Here is a 17,824-nt window from a genome sequence, read left to right as displayed (position 1 = left end):
TACCCGCGATCATGTGTGAGTGTCTAACCGATGATGAAATCAAGCTCGATTTTCATGTAGTTGATGCCTTTGAACTGATCGGCCGGGAAGATCTCGTCGGCAATCAGATCGATCTCGTGCCGCCGCGCGGCGACCAGCACCGCGTCCGGCCGCTCGGACCCGACGCTGTCGCCGTCCGGGCCGCCCGGAGGAGCCAGGGTGAAGACCTCGCCGTCCTCGCTGGAGAACAGCTTGATGCCGGCGACGTAGTCGACATAGGAGCGCTGGTCGATGAAGTTGACGATGCTGCTGGCATAGATGCGGCGCCCGATCATGATGTCGGCGCCGTCGTCGAACGCCCATGGCGAGAGGAAGCGGTTGAGGTCGTCGTTCAGCCGCTGCTTCCACAGCGCCGGATTGCTCTGGTCGACGAAGCGGACGCCGACGCGGATGCGGACCTGGACGTATCTGGCGTTCTCGACGCTCAGCCGCGCCGATCCCGGCAGCAGCGGCGTCAGGTAGGCCGCGACGTCGGCGAGCAGCGCCGATGCGGCCTTGGGCTCGAACGGATCGAACAGGCTCTTGCCGCGGATGTCCGGAATGACGATCAGCCTGACGAGGCCGAGCGCGTCGCGCCTGTCGATCGCGGCTTCGTTGGAGGTCGCCGGCAGGCACTTCACCTTGTAGATCTCCGGGAAGCGGCGCAGCACGAGCCGCTCATAGTCCCAGGCCGTCACCGCACGCTGCTTGTGCCGCAGCCGCTCGCTCGACGACGCATGGAAGCCCACGGGATCTTCCGCCGGACGTCCGCCGAACGAGGCATAGGGCTGGTGCACGGCGGCGACGCCGGGCAGCGGCGCGAACAGCGACTTGATGGTTTTGGGCGGCAGCGGCGTGAGGTCGATGGCCGAGGCGTTCAGCTCACGGGTCGCGAGCGCCGCCTGTGGATGGATCGCGATGGTGTCGCAGACTGCGGCGGCGCCGATGGCCGCGCTGGCGCGCAGCCAATACGGCCCTGCGGGAAGCCGTGCATCCGGCGCTGCCTGCGGCAGAGCGAAGGTGATGATCCCCGAATTGATCAGCCCGCGCGTGCCGTCCTGCAGCATGGCTTCGCCGGGCAGATCGACCCAGCCGTTCCGGTCGAGCACGCTCCAGCGGATGGCAGGCGGGTCGACATCGGCATTGGCGCTGCCTTCGGCCATCTGAAACAACAGCGACAGAGTCTCCGGCGGACGTAGACCTTCGAGGCCGATCAGCAGCTCGCCCTCATTGCCGTAGTCGGGGAGCAGGGGAGAGCCGTTCGCGGCGGCGCTGAGCTCGGCGATCCCGAACGGGTGCAGGTGGAACACCATGTCCGATGCCGGCCCCTGCTGATAGGCCTCCATGCGGATCTCGTGCCCCGCCAGCAGATCGAGCGTGAGCGATTTCAGCTTCGGTGCATAGGGCAGACCGACCGTGTAGCTCGCTGCATTGATGGTGCCGCCGCTCTTGGCGAACACGGCCGTGTCGACCGCGAGCGCGATCGCCTTGGTGGCGGCCAGCCCGGCATAGTCGCGATGGCCGAAGCCGATGGCGAGCTCCAGCCGCAGTGCGTGCGGAAGGTTGCGTGCGGTCGCCGCCGCTGTTTCCGGCGGCGGTAAGGTGTAAGCTTGCACGGCATCGCTGACGCTCGCGATCTCGAGTGTCTGCGGCTTGCTGGCGTCCTGCGTGCGCCGCGCCCTGTCGGTCACGAACAGGGCGCCGGCCCCGCCTTGCGCCGTCACCAGCGGGCCGTCGACCAGGCTGACCTTGGCCGTGAACGGGCCGGCGAGCTGGTAGGCCGCGTAGGTCGCGTTCAGATCGGGTGGGCCGCCCATCCAGTCGAGCCGCATCTTGACGGCCCGCAGCCGCTTGTTCTGCAGATCGGGATGTCCGATCCAGAAGGTGGCGCCGGCGTCCGGCTGCGGCCCGAAAGGCTCGAACGGGCGCTTGCCGTCGAGCGGACCGAGATCGTTCTCCAGCACCAGGGGGCCGAGCGGCTCGCCGCTCTGCGCCGGCTGCACGTAGGATCCGATCGCCGCGCGCATGTGGATGCGCGCGATCCGCAGCGAGCGCAGCCGGGCATAGCGGATCACCCAGCGGCCGAGCGTGCCGTCCCAGATCTGGCGCAGCGTCAGCCGGACGGCGGGCCAGGGACATGAGGCGAGTGCCTGATCGCCCGGCAGCGGTGCGATGGCCGGCATCGTCGAAGGCAGCGTCAGGCGAACGCGCAGGCCGATCAGGGTGGTCGTGCCGGGGATCGGCGCGATGTCGTCGAGCTTGCTGTAGTCGACGGTGCCGTCGCCTGTCATCTCCACCTTGTCGGCGCCGAGGGTGACCCAGCCGTCGGCGGTGCTGACCTGCACCGAGAAGGGCTGCTCCGGCGCGGCAACGATCGGGCCGCCGCCATCATCGTAAAAGCCGAAAGTCAGGATGATCTGCCGCGTTCCCGCGCTGAGCGCGAACAGCGGCGAGCCGATCACGAGGCCGATCGTTTCCGGCGGCGGCTGCTCGGGGGATTGTGCCGGTGCGGCGCCGAGCGTCTTCCAGCGCTGCTCCAGCTCGGCGCTCGGATGCACCGTCGTCGCGTCTGCCTGGGGATACAGATTGAGCCAGTCCTGTCGCTCCGGCCGCGGGATGGGCAGCTGCGTGCGCTTGCGCGAGGCGCGTTCGAGGATGTCGTAGACTTGCACCCATTGCTCGGTGCTTGCGGTCTTCGGCGCATCCGCGACCCTCCTCAGGGTCTGCATGTCGGCAGCGGAGGCCCAGTCCTTCAGCTCCTCCAGCAATTGCGGCGTGGGGGCGCTGGGCGACGCCCCGGCAGCATCGGCCAGGATCGACTGCAGGCCCGCGGCGGGATCGGCAGCCGCCTCGCGCCGCTTGCGTATCGCATCGCGCCGTGCAGCGACCACCTTCTTCTGCAACGCATCTTCGAGGGTGCCGTAGACCTGCTGCCATGCACGCTCGGAGACGTTCGCCTCCGGCTGATCGGCCGTCGCCATCATGGCCGCGAAGGCCTCGGCCGACATAAAGGCATAGGCTTCCAGGTTGCGCACCGCCGCTGCATAGCCGTCGATCGAGGTTGCGCCGGTCGGCGTGTAGTCGATGGTGCCGATCGCCTCCTTCATGTTGGTCGCGAAGTCGGCGGGATCGATCACCTTGAGCCGGTAGTTCGAATCCTTGCGCTTGTCCTGGCCGGCATGTTCGAGCAGCCCGTTGATGACACGCCAATCGGCATCGGAGGCCCGTTTGAGGTCCATCATCGTGACGAAGGTCGCAACCGGCATGTGCAGCTTTTGCGTGATCGCATCCTGCACGTCCTGCCGATAGCGCTGCACGTAGAGATCGTCGACGGTCGTGATCTCGGGCAGGCCCGCGAGGTTCGGCGTGCCGTTCAGCGCGGTCGCGAGATTGGCGTTGAAGTCGCGCGGATTGGCCGGGTTGAGAACGAAGTTAGGGTCGTGCCGCGCATCGCGGCCCGCCGCCTGCAGGATCGCATTGATCTTGGCCCAGTCGGCGCCGGCATTGTCGCGGGTACGCTTGCGATCGATCAGCTCGCGCAGCTCATAGTGCTGCAGGTGCAGCGCCGTGGGGGCGAACGCGACCAGGGCGGCGAGCGACTGCAGCAGCGGATAGGTGACCGGCTTGCCGCCATAGAGCGGCAGCGGCCCGCCCGGCGAGGGCTCGCCGAGCGCGAGCCGCAGCATGGCGAGGAACCGGTCCTCCTTGGTGCCGAGCGCGCCCTTTCTCGGATCGCGCGCCTCCGGCAGCCCGATGACGAGCTTGTCGGTGAACACCGTGGCGAGCCTGCTGACTTTCGCGCGGTTGACGACGACATCGGCGTCCGTGCGGAAGAAGCGCTCGCGCTTGGCGGAGTCGCGCCCGGCCGGAAGCCTGGTGCCGGCGGGGATCTGCACGGCATGCGCACCATTGGCGAGATCGAACAGCACGAATGCGCGATCGGGCACCGGCAGCTTCGGGGCGAGCCGCAGCACGTCGCGATAGTAGTAGTCGAGATGGCGGGGGACGATCCCATTGAGCGCGTTCCGGGCGGTGTCGAGCAGCTTGAACAACGCAAGCAGCAGCACCAGATGCGGCCGTCGCAGCCGGTCGTCGGAAGCCGTGCCCGGATTGTCGATGAAGGCGAGGATCTGATCGTTGCTGAGCTCGCCGAGCAGGCCCGACCAGTCGCCGACGGGATCGTTGTCGGCGTCATAGTAGGTCACCTTCTCGACGTAGCCGCGCAGGAATGTCAGCAGGTCACGCGTCGTCCGCTCGTCGATGCCGACGCCGTCCGGATAGCGGTCGGAGACGATCCTGGTGGCCAGCAGCCGCGCGAGCTGGCTGGTGCCGTCACGCCGGGGCGAAGGAATCTCGGCGGGCGGCTGCACCATCGCTTACCCCGCCTTCACGCTGGTTTCGGCCGCAACGAAGCTGCCCTTGCCGGTGTAGCTCGTCGTCGCGTCCGGAATGGGCGAGCCGGGCCCCGGCGGCGGCTGCATCGCCGGCGCCGCGACGGTGAAGCGTGCGGTGAACGAGCTTCCCTTGAGCAGCAGCTTCTTGGCTCCTGACTGGCAGGTTGCCGCCTTCTGGTCTCCGGCCAGCGCGGCGATCGAGAGTGTTCCGGTGCCCGGGATCGAATAGGGACCGGCCGTGTACATGCAGCCGGCGACGGACACGCTGCTCTCGTCGCCCGCGACGCAGGCGAGCTTGCCGGCGACCCGGGCCTTGCCGCTCGCGGTGATCGGACCAGGGCGCACGACGACGGTCGCCGCACCGAAACCCGGCTCGAAACTCGCCATGTCGCCATCGATCACGATCACGTCGCTCACGGCACCGCTCTCGTCGCTTCGTTGAGGTAATAGGGATAGACCATGTTGAAACGGGAGTTGTTGGTGCGAACCGTGAAGCGGATCGCGATCAGCACGAGGCCGGGGGTCTGGCCGTCGGTGCTGACATCGACGCCGTCGAGCCGGATGCGCGTCTCGTGATAGAGGATCGCATCCGACACCGCCTCGCGGATCGAGGTCAGCAGCGTCTGGTCGATCTCCTCGAACATGTAACGCGAGACGTCGCAGCCGAAATCCTGCCGCATCACGCGCTCGCCCAGCGCCGTGCCGAACAGGATCGTCAGGCTCTGAACGATGTCGTCGTCGCCGGCGACCATGGCGACGTCGGAGCCGTTCGGTCCGAACTGCGGCGGAAACGCCCAGCCGCGTCCGAGATAGCCGGCGGAGGTCGTCATGTCCGTTCCGTTCGGTGTAAGCTGAAGCGCCGCATATCGTTCGTCTCCCAGCAACGGTGGAAATCAGTTCAGGTCGATCGAGCTGCCCTTGATCTTGATCGCGCCCTTGGCCTGGATCACGAGGTCCTTGCCCGAGTCGATGGTGATGCCGTTCGCGTCGAGAACGAGCTTGTTGTTATTCTTGTCGGACAGCGTGATGGTGCCGCCGTCGTCGTCGAGGATGACGGTTCGTCCGCCCGGCGTGCTGATCGTGATCGAGGGCTTGTCGGCCTCCGACAGGACGATGCGCGTGTTCTGCTTGCCGACGAGACCCTTCTGCTTGGCATCGGTGAACCCCTCCGGCAGCTTGTTCTTGCTGCCCCAGAGGCGGCCGAGCACGACCGGATGCCTGGGATCGCCGCCGAGAAAGCCGACCAGCACTTCGTCGCCCGGCTCCGGCCGGACGCAGAAGCCGCGCTTGTCGCCGGCATCGGGACTGGCGATGCGCGCCCAGAGCGGTTTGGGCGGATCGGTGAGGACGGAGGAGACGCTGACCTGAATTCTGCTCTCGCCATCCGGATCTTCGTCCGAGGAGTCGGCAATGGTGCCGAGATGCAGCCCCGAGATCGGCGGCAGCAGGCCCCCGGCGGCCATGTCCGAAAGCTCGGGCAACCGGCCCGCGGGCTCGGCGGCGAGACCGAATTGCAGGTCGGTCGAGAAACCGTGCGTATCGATGCGATGGCGTACGCCCGTGACCAGCACCTTGCCGTCGAACAGGTCGCCGAGCCCGTTCAGCTCGGCAATGTCCATCGGCTTTGCAGCGGGAAGTCCTGCCACCGACATGCGGCCGCGGATCAGCGCGAGCCTGGCACGGGCCGCGCGCGCATTCGTCCAGGCTTTCACTTCGTCGGGCTGAAGAGGCACCATATGGGTGAGGCGAACGGGCCCCATCCCGAGTTCATCGCCGATCGATGCCGTTCCGATCTCCCCCTGCGGCAGGCTCAACGTCTCCGCCGCGGCAGGCTCGGCCGCCGCGAGCGCCTTCGGGTCCCACGCAACGCCGTCGATGCTCGGCGCCTGGCTCGCCGCGTCGAGCTCGAAATGCAGGTCGGTGATCGGGTCGAGCCCGAGCGAGAAGCTGTGCGCCGGCTCGCCGTCGACGGCGAGTTTCTTCAGCGACACGGCCCCGTCGAAGGCGACGACGCCGAGCCCCTGCGCATCGGCGCGGGTCAGGATGAAGTCCCAGTCGGTGCAGTCATGCTGCACCAGGGCTTTGTGCGTTGGCGTCGTATCGGGCGCGTCATCGACGGTCAGCTGCGCGTCGCCGACGATGGCGCGGATCGCGTCGCTATCGGGAGTGTCGGTCCAGATCCGGTTGTGGCGCGCGCCGGTGAGCTTGACCGTCTTGTCCTTGACCACCACGTCGAGCGTCGGCAGGCCCTCGCGCGTATGGACGAACAGAGCGGTGACGAGGCCCTTGAATACGCTGACGTCGTCCTCGCCGGCGCGGCGCAGCTTGATCTCGACCTCGGCCGCCGGCTTGAACGGACCGCCCGCCATCAGCGGCGCCTCGTCGGCCACGGGGCCCTTGGCGTGAATCGACAGCATCGCGGTGGGAATGCGGTTCACCGCCCGCATCACGTCGATCGACAGCGGCGCGAGGTTCGGCGGCAGCGCAGCTCCCGCGACGAGAATGGTGGGAATGGTGAAGCCGTCGGGCACCTCGAGCTCCTAGCGCGACAGCGGCGGAAAGATCAGCGTGCGGCCCGGCTCCAGGCCGCGCAGATGATTGAGCCCGTTGGCACGCGCGACCCGCGGCGTATGCACCGCGCTGCCGTAGACGGCATGGACCAGCAGCGGCAGCGTATCGCCGCCGCGCACCAGCCGGGCATGGGACACGTCGGGCGAGGTGAAGGCAAGCTGCGACTGCTGCTTGGCGACGTCATCGTCCGCCGCCAGGCTCAGCACCAGCTCGGCCCGCAGCGGCGAGCCGTCGCGCTCGAAGCTCGTGTAGTTGATGGTGACGGTGGTGAGCCGGCAGTTGAAGCTGAACTTGCCCCATTTCAGGTTCAGATAGCTCGGCTCGTGCGTCTCGCTCTGCGGCTGGTAGGCGATGGCAAGGAAGCTGTCGATGCGGTCCTTCACCGTCTTGGTGTCCGAGAACAGATTGACGAGGCCCATCTCCTCGACGCCCGTGCCATCGAGCAGCAGAGTGAGCTCGATCGCGCTCGGCTGTGTCCGGATGAAGGTCGCGACCTGCTCGGCGCCGCCGGCCGCCTTGCCCGGCTCGAACAGGTTGCTGTTGGTCTGGCTCAGGGTCTGCGGGTTGAACATCGCCACGAAAGGCGAGCCGTCGATCTCCTTGCTCTTCGAGCGCTTGGCATCGGCGAAGGCGGAGATCTGCAGCTTCTCGAGCTTGAACAGGTCGGGAAAACCCATGATCAGCGCTCCTTCTCGCGGCGCAGGATGCGCAGCGTCTCGTCGACGCAGGCCTGCACCAGTGCGTCGCGGTCGAATGCCGGGGCGTTCGCGGCAGGGCTCCGCGCGTCGACCTTGTGCGGATCGACCACGGCGCGGATAATCAGCTCGCGGATCTCGACAGGCATGGCTCAGAGCCTCATGATCTGCATGCGGGTGTAGGCCAGCTCCATCGTGTCGATCACGACGCCGGTCTGCCCGGCATCGAGATCCGAGGTCGCCCACCGCACCGGATAGGTGTTGAGGAACATCCATCCCGCCGTCGGCGCGCCGCCGTCGTCGAACAGCGTCACCAGCACGTTGGAGGCGGAGAATTTGAACAGCGACAGCGAGACGTTGAACTCGATGTCGAGCGGCGAGATCAGCGGTGCGCTGCGCTCCAGCACCAGGTTCTGGTAGCCGATGGTCTCGGGAAAGCGGTGCGTGTAGAGGTTCTGCCCGCCCTCGGCGTGGGTCTTCAGCGACACCGTCGCGCCCAGCCCCGACACCTTCTGGAAGCGGATGTCGATCGGGTTGGGCACGAGTCCGCCGACGAAGAAGAACACGCCGAAGCGGAAGCTTAAGGGGAGGTCCTTGACCGGCATGTCACAGATACTCGACGGAGATTCCACTGGCGAGCAGGTCGATCGTCTCGATGGCGATCTGCGTGCTGTTGACGTCGAAGCTCGGCGCTGAAAGCTTGACCGGGATCGCCTCCTTGACGTGCCAGACGACGACCGGCGTTCCCGCCTCGTCGCACAGGCTGATGGCGAGCGCCCGTGCGGTTGGCGGATCCGCCGTCAGCCATTGCGACAGGAAGTTGCCGCCGGGCATCACGCCCTTCTTCAGCGTCACCGTGCTGTGGCTTCGCTTGGGGACGCGCGTCACGTCCTCGCCCTCCCAGCGGCTGAAGCCGTGCCGGTAGGTCACGGTCTCGTACTCGCTGGCGAGCCCGGACACCTCGACGAAGCTCGCCGAGTCCGAATCCACGGCGACCTGGAAATTGTAGCCGGGCAGCGGATAGAGCAGCTTCTGCGTCGTCTTGTCGTCGGGCATCGGCGTGATCAGCCTTCGGTCATGGTGATGGCGTCGGCGCGCAGCTCGAGCGACTCGACGGCGACCTCGTTCGACTTGGCATCGAAGGCGGGTCCGTCGAGCTTGGTCGGGAAGGCGTTGATCACGGTCCAGCTGATGACCGGCTTGCCCTGCTCGTCGCACAGCCGGATGACGACGTCCTTCTTCTCGACCTGGTTCAGCGAGACGGTCTTGATCCAGCTGTAGAGCGCCGAGACGCTCGCCGTGCGCGCCACGCCCTTCTTGAGCGTGATGTTCACCGGCTGCGGCTGCGATGGCATGTGGATGATGCGCGGGCCGGCGCTGCCGCCGCCGGTCGGGCTTTCCTTGAAGGTCGTGACCTCATAATGGATCGACAGGCCGGACACCTCCGAGAACGCCACGGCGTTCGGACCGATCTCGACGCGGAAGTTGTAGACCGGCAAGGGATAGGTGGCCTTGATTTCGCTGGCGCTGACAGCCATCGGTGCGCTCCTCTATCGGTTCTGGTCGATCAGGCTTGCTGTAGCTTGTGCATGAAGCGCAGCACTATGAACTCGGCCGGCCTGACGGCGGCGATTCCGATCTCGACGATCAGCCGGCCCTCCAGCACGTCCTGCGGCGTCATGGTCTTGCCGAGGCCGACATTGACGTAATAGGCCGCTTCCGGCGTCGAGCCGGCGAGCGCGCCGCGCTCCCACAGCGAGTAGAGATAGCTCTCGATCATGCCCCTGACCTTCAGCCAGGTGGTGGCATCGTTCGGCTCGAACACGGCGAAGCCGGAGGCCTTGCGGGTGTTTTCCTCGATGGTGATGAACAGCCGCCGCACCGGCACGTAGCGCCATTCATTGTCGTTGCCGGCGAGCGTGCGAGCGCCCCAGACGATGGTGCCCTTGCCGGTGAAGTCGCGGATCGCATTGATCGATTTGCCGGCGGTCGGGTCGACGTTGAGGGATTCCTGATCGGCATCCGTCATCTTCTTGTCGACGCCGATCATCGCCATCACGCCGACATTGGCCGGCGCCTTCCAGACGCCGCGGTCGCGGTCGACGCGGGCGTAGATGCCGGCGATCGCGGCACTCGGCGGCAGGGTCACTCGCTGTCGGCTGAGCGCATCCTTGATCTGGTTGTAGCGCGCGGTGTCGCTGAGCTTGATGTCGCCGAGCGCGGGCGTCGGCGGCGCGCCGCCGCCGACCTTGACGAGATCGGCGCCGTCGCCGGCGGCCGTCGGCTGCAGCGCGGCCGTGCCATTGCCCTGCAGGCGGATGTCGAACCCCGACGGCGCCAGCGCGGCCTTCACGACGGCCCAACGGTCGACCACCTGCTTGGCAGTCTTGCCGCCGGCGACGTTGGTGATCACCAGCGTCGGCTTGCCGTTGACGATGGTGATGTCGATCGCCTGCGCATTGTCGCCGCCGACGAGCTGGACCTTTGGCGCGATCGCCGGATCGTTGCTCTGGAACGAGACGATCATGCCGTTGGGGTCGTTGGCGGGGAACTGCACCTCCTTGATCGTCGGCGGCACCTGGGCGTCGGTGATCTTGACCTGGATCTTGCCTTCGTCGACGGCGAAGTTCAGCGACGTTCGCAAATACGGGTGATAGGCGGCTCCGTAGGACAGGTAGTCGACGCCGATCTGGTTCCGGAACGTGGCGATGTCGCCCTTGGGAACATCCAGGATGGCGAAGCGATCCTTCAACCGCGCGCACTGGCTCAGCGCGGCCTGCGCAATCTCGAAATAGTCGCCGGCGGCGAGCAGTACCGCGTCGGTGAGGACGATCAAGGTCGGCTCGTCTTCCAGCGCCAGCAGATTGAGCGCTGTCAGGAAGTCGGCCTTGGCGAGGGCGCTCGCATAGTCGCCGAGCGAGAAGACGTAGCAGGGGCCGCCGCCATTGGCGAAGTAGTGGCTGACGGCATAATACAGCAGGCGGTCGGGGCTCGGTCCATTGGCGGCGGCGGGATCGGACAACGTGATCGTCGGCAGGCCCGTGGCCGCATCGGTCGTCGACGTGGCGACGAAGGCGGTCGGCTTGGCGCCGCCGAACGTGGCCGTGTACTCCAGCAGCGAGCTGATCCGCGCCATCGCGGGGCCCTTCTCGGTGTAGCCGAGGAACGCCGGTATTGCGGTCGACACTTCGGCGACGGATGGCGGCAATCGGGAGATCTCTTCGACGTAGACGCCCGGGGTCTTGTAGATCGGCATGACAATGCACCTTCGGAACGTGGTGAGGAGAGGTGGAAGGAATCAGTTCGTCAGCAGCGATAGGACCTGGTAGCGGACCATCTGGCGCGGCGCGGCCGCGGCGGTTTGCAGCAGCGTCAGGCGGTCAGGCGGCGGATTGGGCAGGCGCGTCAGCAGGGGCGTGTTGTCGAGGCGGAGCTCGAGCGCACCGAGGGGGACGTCGCGCGTCGGAATCGGCGCATCCGACAGCAGCCGGATGACCCGCCGGCCCGGATAGCGTCCGAGCAGGTCCATGCCGACCGGATCGCTGCCGACCATCGCCAGCGTCAGCTCGGTGCGGCCGGCGTCGGATATGGTGATGGCACGCGGCCCATTGCCCGGCGTCGCATCGACGACGCCGAGCGTGGAGAGGTCGCCGGCAAAATCCGTCACGACATAATAGGCCCAGCGCGAATCGGCGGAAGCCAGCGGGATGACATAGGCCCGCGGCGCCGGCGATGGTTTCAGCGCCTGCGCGGTCAGCGTCAGGGTGATGTCTGCGAGCGCGCCGCGCGCCGTCGCCGCGCGGACCGGATAGGAAACCTGAAAAGTGGTGGCTGGCAGAAGCGCCGATGTATCGATCGTGATGCGCTTGGAACCGGGCATGACGCTCGTGACGGCGCCTGCGCCAGCGACGGTGACGTCCGCCGGTGTGGTGCCGTCGAGCGGCGTGCCGGAAAGCACGAACGGCTCGGCGACAGCTGGAGCCGAGACGATGAGGCGCTCGCTCGCCGTGGCGCGGCGCGTGGTCAGGCGTAGCGGCAGCGGGTCCGCCGGCTGAACTCCCTCATTGGTGAAGAGGGGGGCGGGCTGCTGGGTGAGCTCACTGAGCCTGGTGATCGCGGCGTAGCCGGCCCCGCGCGGTTGCAGGGCGAACTCCAGCGACAGCGGCGCCGCGGCCGCGGCGATGGCGTTTCCCTTGGCGTCGAGCTCGGCATAGACGCGCAGGCGGTCGGCGAAGCTCTTGTGGGTGAGCCGCAGCCGCGCCATCGCGGATTCCGTCTGCGCCGCCGGCACGATCGCGAAATCGCCGCAGCGCAGATCCGCGTAGTAGTCGTGGGTGACGCGAACGTCAAACAGAGCGGCCGAGGGCATGTTCCAGCCTCCGTTCCGGCGGACCGGAGACCGGCCGCGTCATCTCTTCCTGACGATCCTCGAACACGAGCATGCGCACGCGATAGAGCAGGGAAGGCTGGAACGCGGCACGCAGCGCATTCCACAGATCGTTCTGCTCGTTGAGCGGAAGGGTGACCAGCTCGAGCGCCAGTTGTGGAATGCCTGCCGGCATGCTTGGCACGGCCTGGCGATCCAGCACCGGGTGCGACTGGAAGAAGGTGATGATCTGCGACAGCCGCGCCAGCGCCTGCTCATATTGCTTGAAGCGCGCCACGAACAGCACGCGCATGTTGAGACGGACATCGGGCTGGATGCGGTAGGCCGTACCGTCGGCAGCCAATCGCTGATAGGGGTTGGCCGCGCGCAGGATCGGCTCCTGCTCGACATTGATCAGCATCGTGGTGACGGCGCCCATGCGGAACGAGATCGGGTCGGTCTTGTCGCCGTCGAGAAAAATCACGGCATCCTCGGCCGGCGCCGCGTGACCCGGAACAGCGGGCCCCGTCAAATGCGCATTGAGCAGGTCGCGAAGGAAAATCATCGCTTGATCAATCACGTCCCGCTCCGCAACTAACAGCTGGCAACGACGTAGCGAAGGCTACCGCGACCAAGCGGTCGCGATATAACGCTCATGGCCGCCGACTTGGCGGCTCGATCAGGCCGTGAGTCTCGCACAACATGATCATTAAGCGTGTGTGTGCGGACCAGTCGATGTGGTTCAGGTCGTTCAATGAGGTTTGCGTCGAAAACAACAAATAGAAAGCATCGAAATATTCAACCACGATAACTTCAGTCGCCGAACGCGTCAAGTTGCAGCGATGCCACCTGAGGCTGATCGACGTCGAGCTATCATGCGAGCGAACGGAGATCGAGGGCCGGGTCAGAGAGTGCGACACGCGCGTGACAGACGCCGCATGACGGTGTCATGCAACCTGTGTCGGATCCGCGCAGCGGGCGGGTTCGTTGCGATGCATAGTGGAACGAAACGTCGCACTCTCGACAGATCGAGAATGCTCATGAGTTGTGGACGCAGGGACCGACGGTCGCTCGCGCAAACGGGAAAGGGCAGGCCGATCATCGGGCGGGATGAGGCTCGCCGTCCTGCAGGATCTTCGGAAGCGAGAGGCGTGCACCGTCCAGGAAGAGCGCGATGGCGTCGCGCACGGTCTGCTCGAGATCGGACGGCACCGGTGTTTCATAGATGAACTTGCGGATTGCAAGATAGAAGATGCGGCCGTGCAGGCCCCAGAACATCTCCGTCTCGCGGCTGCCGAGCGGGCAGGTCAGGGTGTCCGGCAATGCCAGCTCGTGGCGCAGTTCGATCGCCGCCGGCTCGATGATCTCGCGTCGGACGAGGTCGAGATAGCGTCCGGCGATTCCGAACGACTTCATTCCGGAGAAGACGAAGATCCGCACCCAATTGTACTCGAACACCCGGGCGACGTAGTCGAGATAGAAGCTCGTGAGCCGCACCTGCAGCGGCTGGCGGCGGTCTCGGATCAGCGGGGCCCAGTCCTGTGACCAGCGGCTCAGATAGACCTCCTGATAGACCCGTTCGATCAGCGCTTCCTTGCTCGGAAAGTGCCGGTAGATCACCGAATGGGCAATGCCCATGCGCTTGGCGAGCTCTCTCGTCTGGCCCTCGAAGCCGCGCTCGGCGAAGAAGCGGATCGCTTCATCGACGATCAGCCGCTCGCGGTCGGCCGCGCGCATGTTGCGGCGCCGCGTCTGCGAGGGAGCATCAGCTTGCCGCGTGCGTCCTGCACGTACACCGCTCGCCGCCTTGGTGGCGCTCGTCGTCTTCGGAGGTCTGGCCATGTCCTGAATCGTTGCCGCAGGGAGTTGCTTGATAGCTGAAAGCAGATTTGTGACCAATCGTTCGTTTCTGGTTGACCGCGAACCTATGACCGTGCAACTGTTTTGAGACCAGATGGTCACAAATCTGGAGTTCGGGCAGGCGAGCCCAGGCAGCGAGGAAATGGATGAAAGCGAGGGCTTTCAGCTATCACCGTGCACATTCGGTCGACGACGCGCGCGACGCTCATGCGCGGAGCGGCGACGATGCGCGCTACATCGCCGGCGGGCAGAGCCTCGTCCCCGCCTTGGCGTTGCGCCTTCAGGCGCCGCGAATTCTAATTGATATCAACCACATCGAAGAGCTGCGCGGCGTTCGTTGCGACGGCGAATGGCTTCGCATCGGCGCCCTGACGCGGCACTGCGAGATGTTGACCGATCCGCTCATCGCTGAGTTTGCGCCGCTGTTGCGCGCCGCAGCTCCGTTCGTCGCCCATCCTGCCATCCGCAATCGCGGCACGCTGGGCGGCAGCGTCGCGCTGGCGGACCCGGCGTCCGAGTTTCCCGCCATGATGCTGGCGCTCGATGCCGAGATCGAGATCGCGGGCACCTCGGGCCGGCGCCGCGTCAAGGCCGATGACTTCTTCATTGATCTGTTCGAGACGGTCGTGAGGCCGGGCGAGATCGTGACGGCGATCTTGGTGCCGCGCTTCCGCTGCAACCAGCGCATCTGCTTCGACGAACTGGCGCGGCGCCGTGGTGATTACGCGCTGGTCGGCTGCGGCATGTTGGCGACCTGCAAGGATGGCCTGGTCGAAACCATCCGCATCGCTTTCTTTTCGGTCGGCAACGTGCCGACCCGCGCCAGGTCGGCCGAAGCTGTGGTGAGTGGTGCTCGTATCGATGCCGATCGGATCGTTGCGGCTCAGGCCGCACTCGACCGCGATCTCGCGCCGCCGGAGAGCGACGAGGTGCCACCGGCCATGCGCCTGCATCTGGCGCGGGTGCTGCTCGGCCGGCTGCTGGCGCGGATGAGCGAGGCGGCATGAGCAGCGAGATCGACGATGCGGAAGAGGCGGTGCGGGTTCGCTTCACGGTCAATGGCCGTAAGGTCGCCTGCGAGGTCGCACCGCGTGACACGCTGGTCGACTGCCTGCGCAATGCTGTCGAATTGACCGGCACGCATGCCGGCTGCGAGATGGGGGCCTGCGGCGCCTGCCTGGTGCAGCTCGACGGCCGTGCCGTGCATGCCTGCCTGATGTTCGCCGTGCAGGCCGATGGCGCCCGGATCGATACCATCGAGGGGCTTTCCGAAAGCGGCGCGATTGCCGATCTGCAGGCTGAATTTCATCGACGCAATGCGCTTCAGTGCGGGTTCTGCACGCCGGGCATGCTGATCAATGCCCACGAGCTGCTGTCCCGGCTCACGGAGCCGAGCCGCGCCGCGATCCGCGATGCGCTCTCGGGAAATTTCTGCCGTTGCACCGGCTATGAGGCGATCGTCGACGCGATCGCGGCGGTGGCCGATGCTCGCGCCGCGAAGGCGTCGCAAGAGGGCTCGCCGGGATGAACGCGCTCACCTCGCTCGATCGTCCGAATTCCTATATCGGCCGCTCGGTGCCGCGGCCGAATGCGAAGCGCCTGCTGGCCGGGCGCGGACGCTATGTCACCGACATTCGCCTGCCGCGGATGCTGCATGCGGCATTTCTGCGCAGCCCATATGCGCATGCACGGATCATCAGCATCGACGTCGATGCCGCACGTGCGCTCGCAGGCGTGCATCTGGTTGCCACCGGCGCTGATCTCGCCAAGATCTGCGCGCCCTGGACCGGCACGCTCGATCATTTCAAGGGCATGACCTCGGAGCCGCAGCTGCCGCTGCCGCTCGATCGCGTGGTTTGGGCTGGGCAGGCCGTCGTCGCCGTCGTCGCCGAGAGCAGGGCGCTTGCCGAGGATGCGCTGGAGCTGATCTCGATCGGCTATGAGGAGCTGCCCGCCGTGGTCGATCTCGACGCGGCGCGCCAGCCTGGAACGCCCACGGTCAATCCGTCCGGAACCTCCAACATCTGCTTCCGCACCCAGCTCGACAGTGGCGGAGTCGACGAGGCTTTCGCCTCGGCAGCGCATGTCATCGAGGAGGAGTTCAGTTTCGGCCGTCACACGCCGGTCACGCTGGAACCGCGCGCCATCGTCGCGGACTACGATCCCGAGAGTGCCTCGCTCACCGTGCACCACGCCACGCAGACGCCGTATCAGTTCCAGGATCTCTACGCGCGTCACTACGACATCCCGGAAGCCCGCGTGCGGGTCATCGCACCTGATATCGGCGGCTCGTTTGGCATGAAGCTGCATGTCTACCACGAGGACATGGCGGTGGTCGGACTGTCGATCCTGCTCGCACGCCCTGTGAAATATGTCGCCGACCGGATCGAGTCGTTCGTGTCCGATATCCATGCCCGTGATCACCATGTCCGGGCGCGGATGGCCGTCGATGCGGACGGCAAGATCCTGGCCATGGACATCCACGATGTCACCGCGATCGGCGCATTCTCGACCTATCCGCGCACCAGCGTGGTCGAGGGCAACCAGGTGATCCGCCTGATCGGTGCGCCCTATGACTTCAAATCCTATCGCGCCGTGCTGGAGGTCGTGTTTCAGAACAAGGTGCAGACCAGCCAGTACCGCGCCGTCGGACACCCGATCGCTTGCGCAGTGACTGAGCGCATGGTCGATCTGGCGGCAAGCCATGTCGGGATCGACCCGCTCGCGATGCGCGCCAGGAACGTGATTGCCGACAATGCCTATCCGACGGCATCGCCGACGGGTTACAAATTCGAGGCGCTGTCGCATGAGAGATGCCTGTGGCGGCTGCGCGAAATCATGGATTACGACGCGCTGCGGACCGAGCAGGCCGAGCTGCGCCAGCGCGGCATTCATCGCGGCATCGGGATCGCCACCTTCGTCGAGATCACCAATCCGAGCCCTGCCTTCTATGGCGTTGGCGGCGCGCGCATCTCCTCGCAGGATGGCGCGACCCTTAGCCTGACGCCGTCGGGCGAGGTACGCTGCGCGATCTCCGTCACCGAGCAGGGGCAGGGCACCGAGGCGATCATCAGCCAGATCGTCGCCGACCAACTCGGCGTCGCCCAGGACCACGTCAAGGTCATCACCGGTGATACCGAGGTCACGCCGCATGGCGGGGCAACCTGGGCCTGCCGCGGCGCCGGCATCGGCGGCGAGACCGCTCTGCAGGCCGCGCGCCGGCTCAAGGCCAACATCCTGGAGATCGCGGGCCTGATCCTGCAGGAGCAGCCGTCAGCGCTGGACATCATCGATGGGCAGGTGGTCGGTGTCGCCACGGGACAGCCGCGACTGCCGGTCGCCGAGATCGCGCGCATCGCCTATTTCCGGTCCGACACCTTGCCGCCGGGCACCCAGGCGCAGCTCACCGTCAGCCATCACTTCGCGCCGCAGGGCTATCCGTTCGCCTTCACCAATGGCATCCAGGGCTGCTATCTCGAGGTCGACGTCCACACCGGCTTCGTCAAGCTCTTGAAGCATTACGTCGTCGAGGATTGCGGCCGCATCATCAATCCGATGCTGGTCGACGAGCAGCTGCGCGGCGGCGTCGTGCAGGGGCTCGGCGCTGCGTTGTTCGAGGAATGCCGCTACGGTGAGACCGGTCAGCTGCTCAACGGCTCGCTTGCCGATTACCTCGTGCCGATGGCGATGGAGATGCCCGACATCATCATCGACCATGTCGAGACGCCGACGGCCGACACCATTCTCGGCGCCAAGGGCTGCGGCGAGGCCGGCACGGCGGCGGCGTCCGCCTGCGTGCTCAATGCGGTCAACGACGCATTGGCGCCGCTTGCCGCGTCCATCAATGCCATTCCGATCACGCCCGCGCGTGTGCTCAAGGCACTCGGTCGATACTAAAACAACAAGTTGAGGGAGGACAT

16 protein-coding genes are annotated in these 17,824 nt (G+C 66.3%); 3 read left to right on the top strand and 13 right to left on the bottom strand.

Going from position 1 to position 17,824, the window contains the following annotated elements; translation table 11 throughout:
- Positions 1–23: 23 nt before the first annotated feature.
- The 13 genes from QX108_RS06735 to QX108_RS06675 form a co-directional block, all read right to left on the bottom strand.
- Complete coding sequence (locus QX108_RS06735) at positions 24–4,391, bottom strand: hypothetical protein (protein WP_315780296.1); 4,368 nt, start codon at positions 4,389–4,391, stop codon at positions 24–26.
- Between the two features lie 3 nt (positions 4,392–4,394).
- Positions 4,395–4,829 carry a hypothetical protein gene (locus QX108_RS06730; RefSeq protein ID WP_172183761.1) on the bottom strand — a complete coding sequence of 145 codons (435 nt, stop codon included), beginning with the start codon at positions 4,827–4,829 and terminating at the stop codon, positions 4,395–4,397.
- Complete coding sequence (locus QX108_RS06725) at positions 4,826–5,242, bottom strand: GPW/gp25 family protein (RefSeq protein WP_172132801.1); 417 nt, start codon at positions 5,240–5,242, stop codon at positions 4,826–4,828. The genes QX108_RS06730 and QX108_RS06725 overlap by 4 nt, the downstream gene beginning before the upstream one ends.
- A 63-nt stretch (positions 5,243–5,305) precedes the next feature.
- On the bottom strand, positions 5,306–6,943 hold the full coding sequence (locus QX108_RS06720; protein WP_315780299.1) for a phage baseplate assembly protein V: 1,638 nt from the start codon (positions 6,941–6,943) through the stop codon (positions 5,306–5,308).
- 9 nt (positions 6,944–6,952) lie between these two features.
- The gene (locus QX108_RS06715; protein ID WP_172113890.1) at positions 6,953–7,660 is read right to left on the bottom strand and encodes a CIS tube protein; all 708 of its coding nucleotides are present in this window, start codon (positions 7,658–7,660) and stop codon (positions 6,953–6,955) included.
- 2 nt (positions 7,661–7,662) lie between these two features.
- The gene (locus QX108_RS06710) at positions 7,663–7,827 is read right to left on the bottom strand and encodes a DUF5908 family protein (RefSeq protein WP_172113891.1); all 165 of its coding nucleotides are present in this window, start codon (positions 7,825–7,827) and stop codon (positions 7,663–7,665) included.
- A 3-nt stretch (positions 7,828–7,830) separates the two neighbouring features.
- The gene (locus tag QX108_RS06705; protein ID WP_172132797.1) at positions 7,831–8,283 is read right to left on the bottom strand and encodes a phage tail protein; all 453 of its coding nucleotides are present in this window, start codon (positions 8,281–8,283) and stop codon (positions 7,831–7,833) included.
- A 1-nt stretch (position 8,284) separates the two neighbouring features.
- Positions 8,285–8,734, bottom strand: a complete 450-nt coding sequence (locus QX108_RS06700) for a phage tail protein (protein WP_172113893.1) — start codon at positions 8,732–8,734, stop codon at positions 8,285–8,287.
- An 8-nt stretch (positions 8,735–8,742) separates the two neighbouring features.
- Positions 8,743–9,216: a phage tail protein gene (locus QX108_RS06695; protein WP_172113894.1), complete on the bottom strand. Its 474-nt coding sequence runs from the start codon at positions 9,214–9,216 to the stop codon at positions 8,743–8,745.
- Positions 9,217–9,245: 29 nt separating this feature from the next.
- Positions 9,246–10,934, bottom strand: coding sequence for a phage tail sheath family protein (locus QX108_RS06690; RefSeq protein ID WP_315780303.1), 1,689 nt, complete (start codon positions 10,932–10,934; stop codon positions 9,246–9,248).
- 42 nt (positions 10,935–10,976) lie between these two features.
- Positions 10,977–12,047: a hypothetical protein gene (locus tag QX108_RS06685; protein ID WP_315780304.1), complete on the bottom strand. Its 1,071-nt coding sequence runs from the start codon at positions 12,045–12,047 to the stop codon at positions 10,977–10,979.
- Positions 12,025–12,609: a DUF4255 domain-containing protein gene (locus QX108_RS06680; RefSeq protein WP_315720641.1), complete on the bottom strand. Its 585-nt coding sequence runs from the start codon at positions 12,607–12,609 to the stop codon at positions 12,025–12,027. Before QX108_RS06680 ends, QX108_RS06685 begins: the two co-directional genes overlap by 23 nt.
- A 533-nt stretch (positions 12,610–13,142) precedes the next feature.
- On the bottom strand, positions 13,143–13,781 hold the full coding sequence (locus tag QX108_RS06675) for a helix-turn-helix domain-containing protein (protein WP_315726217.1): 639 nt from the start codon (positions 13,779–13,781) through the stop codon (positions 13,143–13,145).
- Positions 13,782–14,050: 269 nt separating this feature from the next.
- Here QX108_RS06675 and QX108_RS06670 point away from each other — a divergent pair, with 269 nt between their 5' ends.
- From QX108_RS06670 to QX108_RS06660, 3 genes are read left to right on the top strand one after another with little or no spacing between them, the layout of a single operon-like run.
- Complete coding sequence (locus QX108_RS06670; protein ID WP_315720640.1) at positions 14,051–14,911, top strand: xanthine dehydrogenase family protein subunit M; 861 nt, start codon at positions 14,051–14,053, stop codon at positions 14,909–14,911.
- Positions 14,908–15,432 carry a (2Fe-2S)-binding protein gene (locus QX108_RS06665; RefSeq protein WP_315780306.1) on the top strand — a complete coding sequence of 175 codons (525 nt, stop codon included), beginning with the start codon at positions 14,908–14,910 and terminating at the stop codon, positions 15,430–15,432. Before QX108_RS06670 ends, QX108_RS06665 begins: the two co-directional genes overlap by 4 nt.
- Entirely contained in the window at positions 15,429–17,801 is a 2,373-nt protein-coding gene (locus tag QX108_RS06660; protein WP_315780308.1) for a xanthine dehydrogenase family protein molybdopterin-binding subunit, read from the top strand. The genes QX108_RS06665 and QX108_RS06660 overlap by 4 nt, the downstream gene beginning before the upstream one ends.
- Positions 17,802–17,824 lie beyond the last annotated feature (23 nt).

Source organism: Bradyrhizobium sp. SZCCHNR1002, assembly GCF_032381435.1.
In the GTDB taxonomy this organism is placed as follows: Bacteria; Pseudomonadota; Alphaproteobacteria; order Rhizobiales; family Xanthobacteraceae; genus Bradyrhizobium; species Bradyrhizobium aeschynomenes.
The sequence above is the reverse complement of the archived record's forward strand: the minus strand, read 5'-3'. Positions and strand labels throughout refer to the sequence as shown.